12 protein-coding genes are annotated in these 15,827 nt (G+C 71.2%); 4 read left to right on the forward strand and 8 right to left on the reverse strand.

The genetic code is table 11. The features are described 5' to 3' along the window. Nucleotides 1-35 precede the first annotated feature (35 nt). Nucleotides 36-782 (forward strand): CoA pyrophosphatase, encoded by a 747-nt coding sequence (locus AB0I22_RS09970; RefSeq protein ID WP_363130384.1) that lies wholly within the window; start codon nucleotides 36-38, stop codon nucleotides 780-782. 92 nt (nucleotides 783-874) lie between these two features. After that, entirely contained in the window at nucleotides 875-2,074 is a 1,200-nt protein-coding gene (locus AB0I22_RS09975; RefSeq protein ID WP_363130201.1) for a MarP family serine protease, read from the forward strand. Nucleotides 2,075-2,289: 215 nt separating this feature from the next. On the opposite strand, the gene AB0I22_RS09980 is transcribed toward AB0I22_RS09975, so the two are convergent. The 6 genes from AB0I22_RS09980 to AB0I22_RS10005 form a co-directional block, all read right to left on the reverse strand. After that, nucleotides 2,290-2,481: a hypothetical protein gene (locus tag AB0I22_RS09980; protein ID WP_363130202.1), complete on the reverse strand. Its 192-nt coding sequence runs from the start codon at nucleotides 2,479-2,481 to the stop codon at nucleotides 2,290-2,292. Between the two features lie 407 nt (nucleotides 2,482-2,888). Next, entirely contained in the window at nucleotides 2,889-3,866 is a 978-nt protein-coding gene (locus AB0I22_RS09985) for an alpha/beta hydrolase (protein ID WP_363130203.1), read from the reverse strand. Then, the gene (locus AB0I22_RS09990) at nucleotides 3,863-4,321 is read right to left on the reverse strand and encodes a phage holin family protein (RefSeq protein WP_363130204.1); all 459 of its coding nucleotides are present in this window, start codon (nucleotides 4,319-4,321) and stop codon (nucleotides 3,863-3,865) included. The genes AB0I22_RS09985 and AB0I22_RS09990 overlap by 4 nt, the downstream gene beginning before the upstream one ends. Before the next feature lie 81 nt (nucleotides 4,322-4,402). Beyond that, complete coding sequence (nhaA, locus tag AB0I22_RS09995) at nucleotides 4,403-5,800, reverse strand: Na+/H+ antiporter NhaA (RefSeq protein WP_363130205.1); 1,398 nt, start codon at nucleotides 5,798-5,800, stop codon at nucleotides 4,403-4,405. A gap of 372 nt (nucleotides 5,801-6,172) precedes the next feature. After that, complete coding sequence (acs, locus tag AB0I22_RS10000; protein WP_363130206.1) at nucleotides 6,173-8,140, reverse strand: acetate--CoA ligase; 1,968 nt, start codon at nucleotides 8,138-8,140, stop codon at nucleotides 6,173-6,175. Nucleotides 8,141-8,445: 305 nt separating this feature from the next. Beyond that, entirely contained in the window at nucleotides 8,446-11,154 is a 2,709-nt protein-coding gene (locus AB0I22_RS10005; RefSeq protein ID WP_363130207.1) for a SulP family inorganic anion transporter, read from the reverse strand. Nucleotides 11,155-11,439: 285 nt separating this feature from the next. On the opposite strand from AB0I22_RS10005, the gene AB0I22_RS10010 reads away from it, so the two are divergent. Next, complete coding sequence (locus AB0I22_RS10010) at nucleotides 11,440-12,690, forward strand: hypothetical protein (RefSeq protein ID WP_363130385.1); 1,251 nt, start codon at nucleotides 11,440-11,442, stop codon at nucleotides 12,688-12,690. On the opposite strand, the gene AB0I22_RS10015 is transcribed toward AB0I22_RS10010, so the two are convergent. Continuing rightward, the gene (locus AB0I22_RS10015) at nucleotides 12,671-13,663 is read right to left on the reverse strand and encodes an ATP-binding protein (RefSeq protein ID WP_363130208.1); all 993 of its coding nucleotides are present in this window, start codon (nucleotides 13,661-13,663) and stop codon (nucleotides 12,671-12,673) included. The two genes, AB0I22_RS10010 and AB0I22_RS10015, sit on opposite strands and share 20 nt — an antisense overlap. 101 nt (nucleotides 13,664-13,764) lie before the next feature. On the opposite strand from AB0I22_RS10015, the gene AB0I22_RS10020 reads away from it, so the two are divergent. Further along, a complete protein-coding gene (locus AB0I22_RS10020; RefSeq protein ID WP_363130209.1) occupies nucleotides 13,765-14,586 on the forward strand; it encodes an oxidoreductase in 822 nt (273 codons plus the stop codon). Nucleotides 14,587-14,920: 334 nt separating this feature from the next. Here AB0I22_RS10020 and AB0I22_RS10025 read toward each other — a convergent pair whose 3' ends face one another. Next, entirely contained in the window at nucleotides 14,921-15,766 is an 846-nt protein-coding gene (locus tag AB0I22_RS10025; protein ID WP_363130210.1) for an HAD family hydrolase, read from the reverse strand. Between the last annotated feature and the right edge of the window lie 61 nt (nucleotides 15,767-15,827).

A 15,827-nucleotide genomic window follows, 5' to 3' on the forward strand; every position in this document is an offset into this window, starting at 1 on the left:
CCGTCGTCAGCACGCAGGGGCTGCCGCAGTGGCTCATGCCTGTGGCGCGGGCGGCCGAGACGATCGAACCGCGGCAGCTCAGCCGTTTTCTGCCCCCGGAGACGGGTGGCCGGCAGTCGGCCGTGCTCGTCCTCTTCGGGGATGGTGACGGAGATGGAGGCGGTGCCGGAGCCGACGACAGCGGCGGTGGCGTCGACACCGGCAGGAGAGACGTCAGTCGGCGAGAAGGCGGCAGGAGAGACGGCGGCGAGAGCGACGGCGCCGACAGCGCCCGCGGCCCCGTGCTGCTGCTCACCGAGCGGGCGGGCAGCCTGCGTTCGCACGCCGGGCAGCCGTCGTTCCCCGGCGGCTCCCTCGACCCCGAGGACGGCGATCCGAACGGCGAGGGCCCGCTGCGCGCGGCCCTGCGCGAGGCGCAGGAGGAGACCGGCCTCGACCCGTCCGGCGTCCAGGTCTTCGGCGTGCTGCCGCGGCTCTACATCCCGGTGAGCGGCTTCGTGGTGACGCCCGTGCTCGGCTGGTGGCGCGAGCCCAGTTCCGTCGCGCCGGTCGACCCGCGCGAGACGGCGCGGGTGTTCGCGGTGCCGGTCGCCGACCTCACGAACCCCGCCAACCGGGCCACGACCGTGCACCCGAGCGGCCACCGAGGCCCGTCCTTCCATGTCGCCGACACTCTGGTCTGGGGGTTCACGGCCAGCGTCATCGACCGCATCCTGCACTACTCCGGCTGGGAGCTGCCCTGGGACCGGGAGAAGCGGGTGCCGCTCGACGGGCGTGCGTGAGACGGTGACCCAGCACGGCGCCCCGACGCCCGTACGGCGGGCCCGGGGCGGTCCTACGACAACATGACGACACCAAGGCGAGGCTTTTTTCGGTGAACGTGCTGGACATCGTGCTGTTGCTCGCCGCCGTGTGGTTCGCGGTCGTCGGCTTCCGGCAGGGCTTCGTCGTGGGCGTGCTCTCGGTCATCGGATTCCTCGGCGGCGGCCTCGTCGCCGTCTACCTGCTCCCCGTGATCTGGCACAGCGCCACCGACGAGACGTCGCCCAGCACCTGGGAGGCGATCGCGGCGGTGGTCATCGTGATCGTCTGTGCCTCGGTCGGCCAGGCGGCCACCACCCACCTGGGCAACAAGCTGCGCCGTTACATCACCTGGTCACCGGCGCGCGCCCTGGACGCCACCGGCGGCGCGCTCGTCAACGTCGTCGCGATGCTGCTGGTCGCCTGGCTGATCGGCTCCGCCCTCGCGGGCACCTCCCTGCCGACGCTCGGCAAGGAGGTCCGCAACTCCAAGGTGCTGCTCGGCGTCGCCCGGGTCCTTCCGCAGCAGGCCGACACGTGGTTCGCGGACTTCAGCTCCGTCCTCGCGCAGAACGGCTTCCCGCAGGTCTTCGCGCCCTTCTCCAACGAGCCCATCACCGACGTTCCGGCCCCCGACCCCAAGCTCGTCGCCAGCCCCGTGGCGAGGGACGCGCAGCGCTCCATCGCCAAGGTCGTCGGCACCGCGCCCAGTTGCGGGAAGGTCCTGGAGGGCACCGGCTTCGTCTTCGCGCCGCACCGGGTGATGACCAACGCCCATGTCGTCGGCGGCGTCAAGGAGCCCACGGTCCAGATCGGCGGCCGGGGCAGGCTGCACGACGCGACGGTCGTCCTCTACGACTGGAAGCGCGACATCGCCGTCCTGGACGTGCCGTCGCTGAACGCGCCGGTGCTGCGCTTCTCCACGCCGGACGCGTCGAGCGGCAAGAGCGCCATCGTCGCCGGATTCCCGGAGAACGGCGCGTACGACGTGCGCGCCGCCCGCATCCGAGGCCGCATCCAGGCCAACGGCCCGGACATCTACCACCGGGGCACGGTCCGACGGAACGTCTACTCCCTGTTCGCGACCGTACGGCAGGGCAACTCCGGCGGCCCGCTGCTCACCCCGGACGGCCGCGTCTACGGCGTGGTCTTCGCCAAGTCCCTGGACGACGCCGACACGGGGTACGCCCTCACGGCGGACGAGGTCCGGGAGGACATCGGCAAGGGCCGTACGGCCACGCGTCAGGTCGACAGCGAGGGCTGCGCGCTCTGAGGCGGCGCGGTGTGGCGGGGCGTGGGACGAGGAGCCGTTCCAGGGCCGGTAGTCGGCCTTAGGCGGCTCACCGAACCCGCCGCTGCAAGGGGCGCTCCGGCCCCGCTGCTTCAGGCGACTCTCGGGGCACGCCGCTTCAGGAGCCCTACGGGCCCGCCGTTTCAGAGGGCGCTCCGAATCCGCCGCTTCAGGGACCCGGCCCGGCCGGGGAGCGGCTAGCGGCTTCGCGGGTGGCGCAGCCGCGCCGACACCCACCGCGCGCGGCGCCGGATGATGCGTGGAATGCCGATCCGGGGGTCATGGCCCACGCTTCGCGGGGAACCACCCCTGTCGGCAACGCTCAGCGCGGCATCGCCATCGGCGCCGCGCTCCTGAGTCAGGTCACGGTAGTCGTGCGTCCAGCCCATACCGAGCTAAGTGCCCCTCTCGCAGGGTTCGTAATCGCCTGGGGGCCCGTCAATTGGCCTATGCGCCAGGCAATTGGCTGTTCGAAGGACGCGTGTTCGCTTGGGGCGGACGGTCGGATGCGGGGCCGTTGAGCCGTCCGACGAGCTCGGAGCGCCATGCGGCCGGCGCCGCCTCACGAGATGCGGCCCCGCTACATTCCCCCGATCGTGGACCTGCGTCCGGCGGACGTTGACCGCTCCAGGCCCGTTCCGAGGGCGCGTTTCGAGGGTCCGTCCCGAGGATCCGTACCGGTAGTCCGTACCGGTGGTCCGTACCGAAGGCCGGTTCGAAGGCGGCGAAGCCCGGGGTTCGTTCGAGCCCCTTCGAGCCCCCTCGCGCCCCTCCGGCCTACGGCCCCGCCCTCCGCCTAACGGTCCGGTTCCGGGTCCTTGAGCCAGTTCACCAGCTCGGCCGAGAACGCCACCGGGTCCTCCTCGTGCGGGAAGTGCCCCAGCCCGTCGAAGAGCCGCCAGCGGTACGGGGCCTCGACGTACTCACCGGAGCCCGCCGCGCTGCGGGTGCGCATCACGGGGTCGAGCGAGCCGTGCAGATGCAGCGTCGGCACCCGCACCGGCCGTCGCATCCGGCGGTTGAACTGGATGCCGTCCGGGCGTGCGATCGACCGCACCATCCACCGGTACGGCTCGATCGAGCAGTGCGCCGTCGACGGGATCGACATCGCCCGCCGGTAGACGTCCACGGCCTCGTCGCCCGGTACGCGCGGGCCCGACCAGTCGCGCATCAGCCGCCCGATCGCCGCCGCGTCGTCCGCGATCAGCTGGCGCTCGGGCAGCCACGGCCGCTGGAACCCCCAGATGTACGAACTCGCGGCGCTCTGCTTGACGTCCGAGACCATCGCCGCGCGCCACCGGCGCGGATGCGGCATCGAGGCCACCGCCAGCCGCCGCACCAGCTTCGGCCGCATCACGGCCGCCACCCACGCCAGGTATCCGCCGAGGTCGTGCCCCACCAGCGCCGCGTCCGGCTCGCCGAGCGAACGGATCACGCCGGTGATGTCGAGCGCGAGGTTGGCGGGGTCGTAGCCCCTGGGCGTACGGTCGCTGCCGCCCACGCCGCGCAGGTCCATCGCCACCGCGCGGAACCCGGCGTCGGCGAGCGCGGGCAGCTGGTGCCGCCACGTCCACCAGAACTGCGGGAAGCCGTGCAGCAGCAGTACCAGCGGGCCTTCGCCCATCTCGGCGATGTGGAACCGCGCACCGTTGGCCGCGACGTCCCGGTGGCTCCAGGGGCCGTCGGGACGTACGACCGCGGAGGGCGCGGTGAGCGCGGCGGCCGCAGCCGAGCCGGCGGCCGCGGGCGCCGCGGAGGTATCGGGGACCGTCATACAGCCGAGCGTGTCACAGAAGCGCCCGTACGGGTGGCCTCGATCGCCGGACGCGGGTGCGGCTTGACGCTCTGCAGCACGGCCGCCGTCTCCTTCGCCGAGGCGATGGACTTCTCCGGCGGCTTGATCTTCTTGAACTTGGCGACGGCCAGCAGCCCGAGGATCGCGGCCACGACGAGGAACGCGCCGCCGACGATCAGGAACGACCAGGCGAGCCCGAGGCCGAGGTTGTGGATGCCGTACGCCGCGGCGAAACTCAGCACGGGCAGCGCGAAGAGCGCCAGCACGCCGGCCGCCGCGATGGCGCCGCCGCCGATGCCCGCCCGTTTCGCGTCCTGCCGCAGCTCGGCCTTGGCCAGCGCGATCTCGTCGTGCACCAGCGCGGACAGGTCGGCGGTGGCCGCGGCCACCAGTTGCCCGAGGCTGCGGCTCGCGCCGTCGTCGGCTGTGCTCATCGCCTGCTCCCTCTTCGTTTCCAACGGACCATCAGCAGATCTTCAGCGGATCTTCGGCTCAGCGACCTAAAGCCTCTCAGATCATGCCGGACCATCGTCCCCGGCGGTGGGTGTGGAGGCGACTTCGGCCAGCCGACGGTGTTCGGCGGCCTTCGCCTCGTGGATCGCCGCCATCCGCAGGTGGTAGTCCGGGTTGTCCTGCTCGTAGACGTCGGGGATGCCGTCCTGGTCCTCGTCGCGGTCCTCGTCCGCGCAGAGCCTCTTGTACTTGTTGTCGCGCACCTTGAGCAGCACGCTGGCCAGTACGGCCGCGATCAGCGAGCCGATCAGCACAGCGGCCTTCGACTCGTCCGTCAGTAGCGGGTCGTCGGCGAACGCCAGCTCGCTGATCAGCAGGGACACCGTGAAGCCGATGCCCGCCAGCGAGGCCACGGCGAGCACGTCCGGCCATTTGAGGTCCGGGTTCAGCTCGGCCCTGGTGAAGCGGGCGGCGCACCAGGTGCCGCCGAAGACGCCGATCGCCTTGCCGAGGACGAGGCCGAGGACGACGCCGAGCGTCTCGGGCTTGCTGAACACGTCCGAGAGCGCGCCTCCGGAGACGGCGACGCCTGCCGAGAAGAGCGCGAACAGCGGCACCGCGAGCCCGGCCGACAGGGGCCGTACGAGGTGTTCGATGTGCTCGCCGGGGGAGTGCTGCTCGCCGTCGCGGGTGGTGCAGCGGAGCATCAGCCCCATGGCGACGCCGGCGATCGTCGCGTGGACGCCGCTGTTGTACATCAGCGCCCAGTTGACCAGGGCCAGCGGCACGTAGATGTACCAGCCGCGGACGCCCTTGCGCAGCAGCAGCCAGAAGACGGCGAGGCCCAGCACGGAGAAGCCGAGGGCGACGAAGTTGAGCTGCGAGGTGAAGAAGACCGCGATGATCAGGATCGCGAAGAGGTCGTCGACGACGGCGAGGGTGAGCAGGAACGCGCGGAGCGCGGAGGGCAGCGAGGTGCCGATGACCGCGAGGACGGCGAGCGCGAAGGCGATGTCGGTGGCGGTCGGCACCGCCCAGCCGCCGAGCGCGCCGTCGCCGATCTTGTTGACGGTGAAGTAGACCAGCGCGGGCGCGGCCATGCCGCAGACCGCGGCGACCACGGGCAGGATCGCGGCCTTCGGTTCGCGCAGCTCGCCGGCCACTAGTTCGCGTTTGAGCTCGATGCCCGCGACGAAGAAGAAGACGGCGAGCAGCCCGTCGGCGGCCCAGTGCTGGATGGACAGGTCGAGGCCGAGCGAGGAGGGGCCGAGATGCAGGCCGCGGAACGACTCGTAGCTCTCGCGCAGCGGGGTGTTCGCCCAGACGATGGCCGCGACGGCGGCGGCGAGCAGCAGGACACCGCCGACCGTCTCGGTGCGCAGTGCCTCGGCGATGTAGTTCCGCTCGGGCAGGGACAGTCGTCCGAGGAAGGTGGAGCGGCGGGTCTTGGGCGCGGTCACGTCGGCGGCCTCCGGTGGGGTTCGGCAGCTGAGGGCACAGCTGAGGCAGTTGCCGACCAGACTTCCCGGCTCACCAGAGTGCATTTCTTAGCGTTATGTTGACGCGTCGCACACTTTACCTGGTGTAGGCGAGGACGAATCCGGTGATCCGTACTTTACGGGCATAAGGGCCGCTCGGCCCTTCCTGAGAACGCGAACGGGGCACCCGGTGACAGTCCGGGTGCCCCTCGCTCGTACAGCCCTGACCCCCTTGGCGGGGCCGTGCCCCTTGGCGGGGCTGTGACCCCCTTGGCGGGGCCGTGCCCCTTGGCGGGGCTGTGACCCCCTTGCGGGGGCCGTGCCCCCTTGGCGGGGGCGGGGTCGTCGTCCTGCCTAGTCCTCGCTGCCGGCGGCCGGGAGCTTGGCCTGGATGAGGTCCATGACCGACGAGTCGGTCAGCGTGGTCACGTCACCGAGGGTGCGGTTCTCGGCGACGTCGCGCAGCAGGCGGCGCATGATCTTGCCGGAGCGGGTCTTGGGCAGCTCCGCGACCGGCATGATGCGCTTGGGCTTGGCGATCGGGCCGAGCTGCTTGGCCACGTGCGCCCGCAACTCCTCCACCAGGCCGGCGTCCTCGGCGTCGACGCCGCCGCGCAGGATGACGAAGGCGCAGATGGCCTGCGTGGTCTGCGGGTCGGTCGCGCCGACCACCGCGGCTTCGGCGACCTTGGGGTGCGAGACGAGCGCCGACTCGACCTCGGTGGTCGAGATGTTGTGGCCGGAGACCAGCATCACGTCGTCGACCCGGCCGAGCAGCCAGATGTCGCCGTCGTCGTCCTTCTTGGCGCCGTCGCCCGCGAAATAGCGGTTCTCGAAGCGGGACCAGTAGGTGTCCAGGTAGCGCTGGTCGTCGCCCCAGATGGTGCGGAGCATCGACGGCCACGGCTCGGTCAGGACGAGGTAGCCGCCGGCGCCGTCGGGAACCTCGTTGGCGTCGTCGTCCACGACGGTCGCTGCGATGCCCGGGACCGCGACCTGCGCCGAACCGGGCTTCGTCTCGGTGACGCCCGGCAGCGGGCTGATCATGATGCCGCCGGTCTCGGTCTGCCACCAGGTGTCGACCACGGGCGTACGGTCCGCGCCGATGTGCTTGCGGTACCAGATCCACGCCTCGGGGTTGATCGGCTCGCCCACCGAGCCCAGCACCCGCAGGCTGGACAGGTCGAACTTGGCGGGGATGTCGTCGCCCCACTTCATGCAGGCGCGGATCGCCGTCGGGGCCGTGTAGAGGATCGTCACGCCGTACTTCTGGACGATCTCCCACCAGCGGCCCTGGTGTGGGGTGTCCGGCGTGCCCTCGTAGAGGACCTCGGTGGCGCCGTTGGAGAGCGGCCCGTAGACGATGTACGAGTGTCCGGTCACCCAGCCGACGTCGGCCGTGCACCAGAAGACGTCCGTCTCCGGCTTGAGGTCGAAGACGGCGTTGTGGGTGTACGACACCTGGGTGAGGTAGCCGCCCGTGGTGTGCAGGATGCCCTTCGGCTTACCGGTGGTGCCGGAGGTGTAGAGGATGAACAGCGGGTGCTCGGCGTCGAACGCCTCGGGGGCGTGCGTCTCGCTCTGCCGCTCCACGATCTCGTGCCACCACACGTCGCGGCCCTCGGCCCACGCGACGTCCTCCTGCCCGGTGCGGCGGACGACGAGGACGCTGCGCACGTTCTCGGTGCCGGGGCGGGTCAGGGCCTCGTCGACGGCGGGCTTGAGGGCGGAGGGCTTGCCGCGCCGGTAGCCGCCGTCGGCGGTGATGACGACGCGGGCGTCGGCGTCGTGGATGCGGGTGGCCAGCGCGTCGGCGGAGAAGCCGCCGAAGACGAGCGAGTGCGGCGCGCCGATACGGGCGCAGGCCAGCATCGCGACGACCGCCTCGGGGATCATCGGCAGGTAGATGGCGACCCGGTCGCCGGTCTGCACGCCCAGCTCGATCAGGGCGTTCGCCGCCTTGGAGACCTCGCGCTGGAGCTCGGCGTAGGTGATCGAACGGGTGTCGCCCGGCTCGCCCTCGAAGTGGATGGCGACGCGGTCGCCGAGGCCGTTCTCGACGTGCCGGTCGACGCAGTTGTACGCCACGTTGAGCTTGCCGTCCGCGAACCACTTGGCGAACGGCGGGTTCGACCAGTCCAGCGTCTCGGTGGGCTCGGTCTCCCAGCTCAGCCGACGGGCCTGCTCGGCCCAGAAGCCCAGCCGGTCAGCCTTGGCCTGCTCATACGCCTCCGCCGTGACGTTGGCGGCGGCGGCCAGCTCGGCAGGCGGTGCAAAACGGCGCTCCTCCTTCATGAGGTTGGCCAGGCTTTCTTTGCTCACGACATCTCCCAATCCCAGGGTGCCCGTTGTATCCCAGGGCCTAGCTCATCAGCCTGCGGTATGCCCTGACAAGGGTTGTCGGGAAAATTGGTTTAGACCTGTCATGGCTGCCTGCCCCGCCGAGCCCCGCCCGCCCCCGGCCGACGGCTGCCCGCTATCCCGCGAACGGGTGAACCAGCGAACGCCGATGGTCGAGGACCGGCGGCGGGGGAGAGGCCATGAGAGGTCGCGGACGGTCCGGGGGAGGCCGCGCAGGGGCCGGGCCGAGGCCCGACTGGAGCGTGGTCGGCATCCGATCGGCCTGGTCAGACCGGGTCGAGTACCTCGGGACGTACGGCCGTGAACGTTCTCTCCCGCTCGTCCAGCACGTATGCCTGCGCCTCGGCCACATGGAAGTACATGCCGTGGAGTTGCAGCCTGCCCTCGGCCACCCGACGGGCGACGCACGCGTGCGCCATCAGGTGATCCAACTGCTGCATCACGTTGACGAGCGCGAGCCGCTCCACGTCATCGCTCACCGGCCGGTCGGCCAGCGCGACTTCACCCCGCCCCAGCCGGCCGATGCGCTGAAGCCGGGCCAGACTCGGCCGCCCATGCCGCAGCCAACGGTCGAGCGGCGTCGGCTCGGCGGAGTCGGCCGACGATCTCGGCACGCCTGGCGAGGCCGACCCGGGCTGCGTCGCCGGTACGGGCCGTTCCGCGGCTGGCACGGGCTCGAACTCGCCCCCGGCGACCGGCCCGGGACGCGCGGCGGCCGGTACGAACTCGGCAGCCGGTCCGGGGTGTGCGGCTGTCGGTACGGGCTCGGCGGTTGGTCCGGGGTGTGCGTCGGCCGTTACGGGCAGGTCAGCCGCCGCGCCGTCGGGAGCCGGGCCAAGGGCAGGGAGCGGGGCGGGGGCACCGTCAGCGGAGCCGACAGCCGAAGGCCCGGGAACGGAAGTCGCCGCAGCCTTCCGACGGGCCTTCCGCCCACCGGGCGTGCCAGCCGGCGCCTTCGGCTCAGCGGCGGCGGTCCCGGCGGTGTCGAGGAGCGCCTGCATCGCACCGCACCCGGAGTGGCCGCACACGGTGATGCTGTCGACCTTCAGCACCTCGACCGCGTACTCCACGGCGGCCGCGACGGAGTCGCACGAGGCGTCGCTGCCGGGCGGCGGCATCAGATTGCCGACATTGCGCACCGTGAACAGGTCGCCCGGTCCGCTGGACGTGATCATGCTGGTCACCAGGCGGGAGTCGGCGCAGGTGAGGAAGAGCTGGGTGGGCCGCTGCCCCTCACGGGCCAGCCGCTCCAGTTCGGGCCGTACGAGCGCGGCCGTATGACGCTGGAACGCGGTGACGCCGCCCAGCAGTTGCCGACCGCCCCCCTGCGCGGGCGGGGCCCCGCCCGGCCGTACGCAGTGGTGGTTGTGCCAGGGCGTCCAGGGACGGCAGGCGTGGGCGCCGGCAGGCTCCGCGAACGGCTGCCCTGCCCGGCCGCCCAGCCGCACCCAGCCGCCGCGTGCCGTGTGCCCGTTGGACCAGGACTGCAGCGCGTCGTACGCGGCGTGGTCCATGAAGGACCCGCTCAGCTCGACCACCGTGTTCGCGCCCGTCGGCACCTGCGCGAGCGCCCGGGTCAGCCTGGGGACCGCCAGAAACGTCAACTGGCCGTCGACCACGACCCGATGGCGGTCCGACTCCTGCGTGACGGTGATACGGGTGTGGGCCAGCCGCCGCAGCGCGGTGAGGGCGGCCACGGCGATCCCGGCCGCCACGCCCTGCAGCACCCCGAAGACGACCACCGAGCAGAGCGTGGCCGCGTACACCGGGAACTCCCGGTGCCGCTGTACGTGTCTGATGTGCGCGAAGCTCACCATCTGCACGCCGACCACCATGACCAGCGCGGCAAGCGCGGCGAGCGGAACCAGCTCCAGAACCCCAGCCGCCAGACCCGCGCCCAATACCACCCAGACGCCGTGCAGCACCGTGGAGCTACGGGAGGCGGCGCCGGCCTTGACGTTGGCGGAACCCCGGATCGCGCCGCCCGCGATCGGCAGCCCGCCGAGCAGGCCGGACACCACATTCGCCGTGCCCTGCCCGGCCAGTTCGCGATTCAGCCCGGAGCGGCCGACACCGGGCCCGGGCCGCTCGGCCGCGAGCTTGTCGATCGCGACCGCCGACAGCAGCGATTCCATGCTCGCGACGATCGTGACCGTCAGGACGGCCGCGGCCACCCCCAGCAGCGGCCCCGAGGGGAGCGCGGGCAGCGCCTGGAGTTCCCAGCCCGGCAGCGAGACGCGGGGCAGCGTCACCCCGGCGCTCGCGGACGTGGCCACGGCTACGGCGGCGAGCGGTGCCGGGACCGTACGGGCCCACCGGCCGATCCGGCCGGGCAACCGGGGCCAGGCGACGAGCACGGCCACGGTCACCGCGCCGATCAGCAGGGTGGCTGTCTGCGGGTGTGCCAACTCTCCGGGGAGCGCGGCGAGGTTGCTCAGCGCCGAACTGTCGGGGCTGTCGCCGAGCACGACGTGGAGCTGGCCGATCGCGATCGTGACGCCGATGCCCGCGAGCATCGCGTGCATGATCGCCGGGCTGACGGCCAGCGCCGCACGAGCCACCCGCAGCGCGCCCAGGGCGAGTTGGGTCAGGCCGACGAGGACGGTGATCGCGCAGGTGGCGCGCCAGCCGTACTGCTGGACCAGCTCGGCGGTCACCACGACGAGCCCGGTCGCCGCTCCGCTGACCTGGAGCGGGGCCCCGCCGAGCAGCCCGGCGACGATGCCGCCCACCGCGGCGGCGACGAGCCCGGCGCGGAGCGGCGCGCCGGTGGCGAGCGCGATCCCGAGGGAGAGCGGGACGGCGATCAGAAAGATGGTGACCGAGGCGGACAGGTCACGGCGCCAACGGTCCGCTGAAGGCCGGCGGCGAGGCCGCGGGATCCCGTTGACCGGCGAGGAAGGGGCCGGTGGGGAGTGGCCCGGTGGGGAGTGGGCCGGTGAGGAGTGGGGCGGCTGAGACGGCTGAGTCTGCATGGTCGTTCCCGTCTTCGTCGGGGCGGCGCGGTCGCGCGTGGGCGCGGCCGTGGGTCACGGCGTGCAGCGGCGGGAGCGGCTGCAAGGCTGGGTGATTCTCAACGCTCGGTAAACAGACCGTAATGGAGAGTAAAGGCGAGTGGAAGTCTCGCTGGTCATTTGGGGGTGCTATTCCTCCTATCGGGTGAAGTTCCCTTGATCGCAGCTTGTCGTCATCTTTTCCTTTTGTCATATATGTGATTTTTATTCCCTCTGCTCAACTGAGCGAACAAAGGAAGAGGTGGGCTGATGGCGGCACCATGGAGAGCCGCAGTGGGGGTTCTAGTGACGACGGCGCTGGCCGCGGGAGCGGCCGGCTGCTCGGGGGACTCGGGTACCAAGGACGAAGCGCCACGCAAGGGACCGGCCGCCCCCAAAGCCGCCCCGCGCCCGGCCCGGCTCATCGGCGACGGTTCGACCGCCGACACCGGGTCCCAACCGCTCCAGCCCAAGCCGCAGCGGCTGAAACCCGGCGAAAAGCCCCCGCAGTTCGTCGTCTTCTCATGGGACGGCGCCGGCCAGGACAAGCAGCGGCTGTTCTCCCACTTCCGAGAGGTGGGCAAGAAGTACGACGCGACGATGACGTACTTCCTCAGCGGCGTCTACCTGCTGCCCGGGGCCAAGAAGGAGCTCTACCACCCGCCGAAGCACGCGCCCGGCGCCTCCGACATCGGCTTCAACGACGTCAAGGGAATCAAGGACACCGCTGAACAGCTCGGCGGGGCCTGGCGGGACGGCAACGAGATCGGCACCCACTTCAACGGCCACTTCTGCGGGCCGGACCGGGGCGTCGGCACCTGGTCGCCAGAAGAGTGGAAGAGCGAGATCCGCCAGGCCGAGTCGTTCGTCAGGGACTGGAAGACCAACTCCGGCCTCAAGGGCGGACAACCGCTGCCCTTCGACTACAGCAAGGCGCTCGTCGGCGGCCGGGCGCCCTGCCTGGAGGGCCAGCGCAACCTCATCCCGGCCGCCAAGTCCATGGGGCTCCGCTACGACTCCAGTTCCGTAGGCGGCCGCCAGGTCTGGCCCCGTCAGATCGACGGGGTCTGGGACTTCCCCCTCCAGGAAGTCCCCGTTCCCGGCCGCGCCTTCGAGACCCTCTCGATGGACTACAACTTCCTCGCCAACCAGTCCGGCACGACCCGCGGCGACCCCGCGCGTCACGCGGCCTGGGGCAAGCAGATGCGGGACGGGCTGCTCAAGGGCTTCGACCGCGCCTACAACGGCAACCGGGCGCCGATGTTCATCGGCAACCACTTCGAGTCCTGGAACGGCGGCACGTACATGCGCGCCGTCGAAGACATGATCAAGACAGTCTGTCCGAAGGCGGGCGTGCGCTGCGTCTCCTTCAAGCAGCTCGCCGACTGGCTTGACGTGCAGGACCCGAAGAAGCTCGCCCACCTGCGGCAACTGGACGTGGGCGAACGGCCGAAGACCGGCTGGGAGCGGTTCCCCGACTCCCGGCCGGAGCGTCCGCTCAAGCAGGCTGCGGAGTAGCCGAACACTCCTCGCCGAGCACAAAGGAGGGGTCGACCTGCGCCGCCAGGTCGGCCCCTGTCCGCTCGTTCCCCCAACTCTCGGCGTTCTTCAGGTGGAAGTGCACCATCTGGCGCGTGTACCGCTCCCAGTCGCGCCCCTCGTACGACCCGTCGGCGGCGTCCCGCAGGGTCTGCAGTGCGAGCCGGTTGGGCTCCTCCAGGAACTCGAAGCGGGGCGGCCGGCCCTTCTCCATGGCGCGCACCCAGTCGGAGTGGCCGACTGTGACGAGCAGGTCGTCCCCGACCTCGTCGCGCAGAAAGGCGAGGTCGTCCGGGCCCTGCACCTTGTTGCCGACGACTTTCAGGCGGACGCCGAAGTCCCGCGCGTACTCCCGGTACTGGCGGTAGACCGAGACGCCCTTGCGGGTGGGCTCGGCGACCAGGAACGTCATGTCGAAGCGGGTGAACATCCCGGAGGCGAAGGAGTCGCTGCCCGCCGTCATGTCGACGACGACGAACTCGTCGCGGCCGTCGACGAGGTGGTTGAGGCACAGCTCCACGGCCCCGACCTTGGAGTGGTAGCAGGCCACCCCCAGATCGGACTCGGTGAACGGGCCGGTCGCCATCAGCTGGACCTCGGCGTCGTCGTCCAGCCGGACGGTCCTCGCGCAGGCCGCGTAGACCGGGTTGTCCTCGCCGACGCGCAGCAGCCGCGAGCCCCCGCCCGGCGGGGTTGTCTTGATCATGGTGGCGGCGGAGGCGATGCGCGGATTCGTGCCGCGCAGGTAGTCCTTGATCAGCGGCAGTTGGGCGCCCATCGCGGGCAGCGCGGCGGCCTCCGCCTCGTCCAGCCCCAGGGCCGCCCCCAGGTGCTGGTTGATATCGGCGTCCACGGCCATGACGGGCGTACGGGCGGCGGCGAGGTGGCGGATGAACAGCGAGGACAGCGTGGTCTTGCCGCTGCCGCCCTTGCCTACGAAAGCGATCTTCATGTTCACCAACAGTAGGTGCGCGCCTGCGGAAAGTGAGAGTGCCGAGTGAAGAAGACCACTCGTTCGGGGGGTGTGGGCGCGGAGTGCGTAGGGTCGTACCCATGAGTACGACAGTCGATCCGCTCGCCACCCTGGGCTCCCTGCCGGGCGTAGCCGAGGCCGTGGGCACCGTCCGCAAGGCCGTGGACCGCGTCTACGGGCACCGCGTGATGCGCCGCCGCAGCAACGAGGTCACCTCGGAGGCGGCGCTCCGCGGGGCGCGCGGCTCCGCGGCGCTGTCCGGCGCCGACTGGGCGCTCGAAGAGGTGCGCCGCCGCACGGACTTCGGGGCCGGGGACGAGCCGCGCACGGTGGGCGCGGCCCTGCGGCTGACCGCCGAGGCCGGCACGCTGCTGAGCGTCTGGCGCCAGTCGCCGCTGCGGGCCCTCGCCCGGCTGCACCTGGTGGCGGCGGGCGGCGCGCAGCCGGACGAGACGGTGGGACGGCCCCGGCTCGCCGGCGAACCGGTCGCGGAGCCGCTGATCGAGGTGGAGCTTCCCGGTGCCGACGAGGTGGCGGGCCGGCTCGACGGGCTGGCCGGGCTGCTGATCGCGGGGAGCGAGGCGCCGGCGCTGGTGACGGCCGCCGTGGTCCACGGCGAGCTGCTCGCGCTGCGCCCCTTCGGCTCGTGCAACGGCCTCGTCGCCCGGGCGGCCGAACGGGTCGTGCTCGTCGGCAGCGGCCTGGACCCCAAATCGATCTGCCCGGCCGAGGTGGGCCACGCGGAGCTGGGGCGCGCGGCGTACGCGGCGGCGCTCGACGGCTACGTCTCCGGCACCCCGGAGGGCATGGCGGCGTGGATCACGCATTGCGGTCGGGCTGTCGAGCTGGGGGTGCGGGAGAGTACGGCCGTATGCGAGGCACTCCAGCGCGGCGCGGCCTGATGGGCGTCCGCGACGCCGGAACTCGCGTCGTCGCACACAAGGTTGCGGCGGTATCCATAAAGCTCTGATACCGCCGCTGGCACGGCCGCCGGGTTACCAGTGCGTGCTCGATATTTGCCCATCAGGTCGGGGAACTTCGCCCGTTACCTGGTGCGGCTGGCCCGTAATCGACGGGTCGGCGTCGCGTGGGTGCCCGGAATTCGTGCTCGGTCCGTGGGGCCTTGGTGCGTTGAGGGCTTCCTCTCGGATGTCCCTGGTCTCGCGGGCCGTAAGTCCTTTCTACTCCTCTGATGCGGCAAGCGGAACCCCTCACCGCAGATATCTGCAATTGGATTCAAATGCTACGGATACGGGCACTGGGTGCCCGGCGCCGGCTGGCATACCAGACCAGCCCCGCGGTGGCGGCGGCAGCGCCCACCGCGACCGCCGTGGCGAGTGCCGGGCGCGAGGGCACGGACAGCGCGGGCACCCGCTTCTTCAGCTGGACCGGACGGGTGAAGGAGAGGACCGGCCAGTCGCGGGCCAGCGCTTCGCGGCGCAGCGCGCGGTCCGGGTTGACGGCGTGCGGGTGGCCGACGGATTCGAGCATCGGCACGTCGGTCGCCGAGTCGCTGTAGGCGTAGCAGCGCGAGAGGTCGTACCCCTCGGTCCCGGCGAGCTCCTTGATGGCCTCGACCTTGGTCGGGCCGTAGGCGTAGTAGGCGATCTCGCCGGTGAAGACGCCGTCGGCCACGACCATCCGGGTGGCCACCACCCGGTCGGCGCCGAGCAGCTCGCCGATCGGTTCGACGACCTCCGCACCGGAGGTGCTGACGATCACGACATCGCGCCCGGCGGCGTGGTGCGACTCGATGAGGGAGGCTGCCTCGTCATAAATGATCGGGTCGATGAGTTCATGAAGCGTCTCGGCGACGATTTCCCGGACCTGCTGTACGTTCCAGCCCCGGCAGAGCGCGGAGAGATACTCCCGCATCCGCTCCATCTGATCGTGGTCGGCTCCGCCCGCCAAGAAGACGAACTGCGCATAGGCGGTTCGCAGCACGGCACGCCTGTTGATCAAGCCACCTTGGTAGAAGGACTTGCTGAAGGTGAGAGTGCTTGACTTCGCAATGACCGTCTTGTCCAGATCAAAGAAGGCGGCTGTCCGGGGCAGCGAGTGGTTTTCCACGAGGCTGAGCATAGAGGCCCTCCATTCGGCGTAAGCTGGGGCGTGTGGGTTTGCCTGAGAAGGGTCTCGGGTA

Origin of the sequence: Streptomyces sp. NPDC050610, from assembly GCF_040654875.1 — a bacterium.
Lineage (GTDB): Bacteria > Actinomycetota > Actinomycetes > Streptomycetales > Streptomycetaceae > Streptomyces.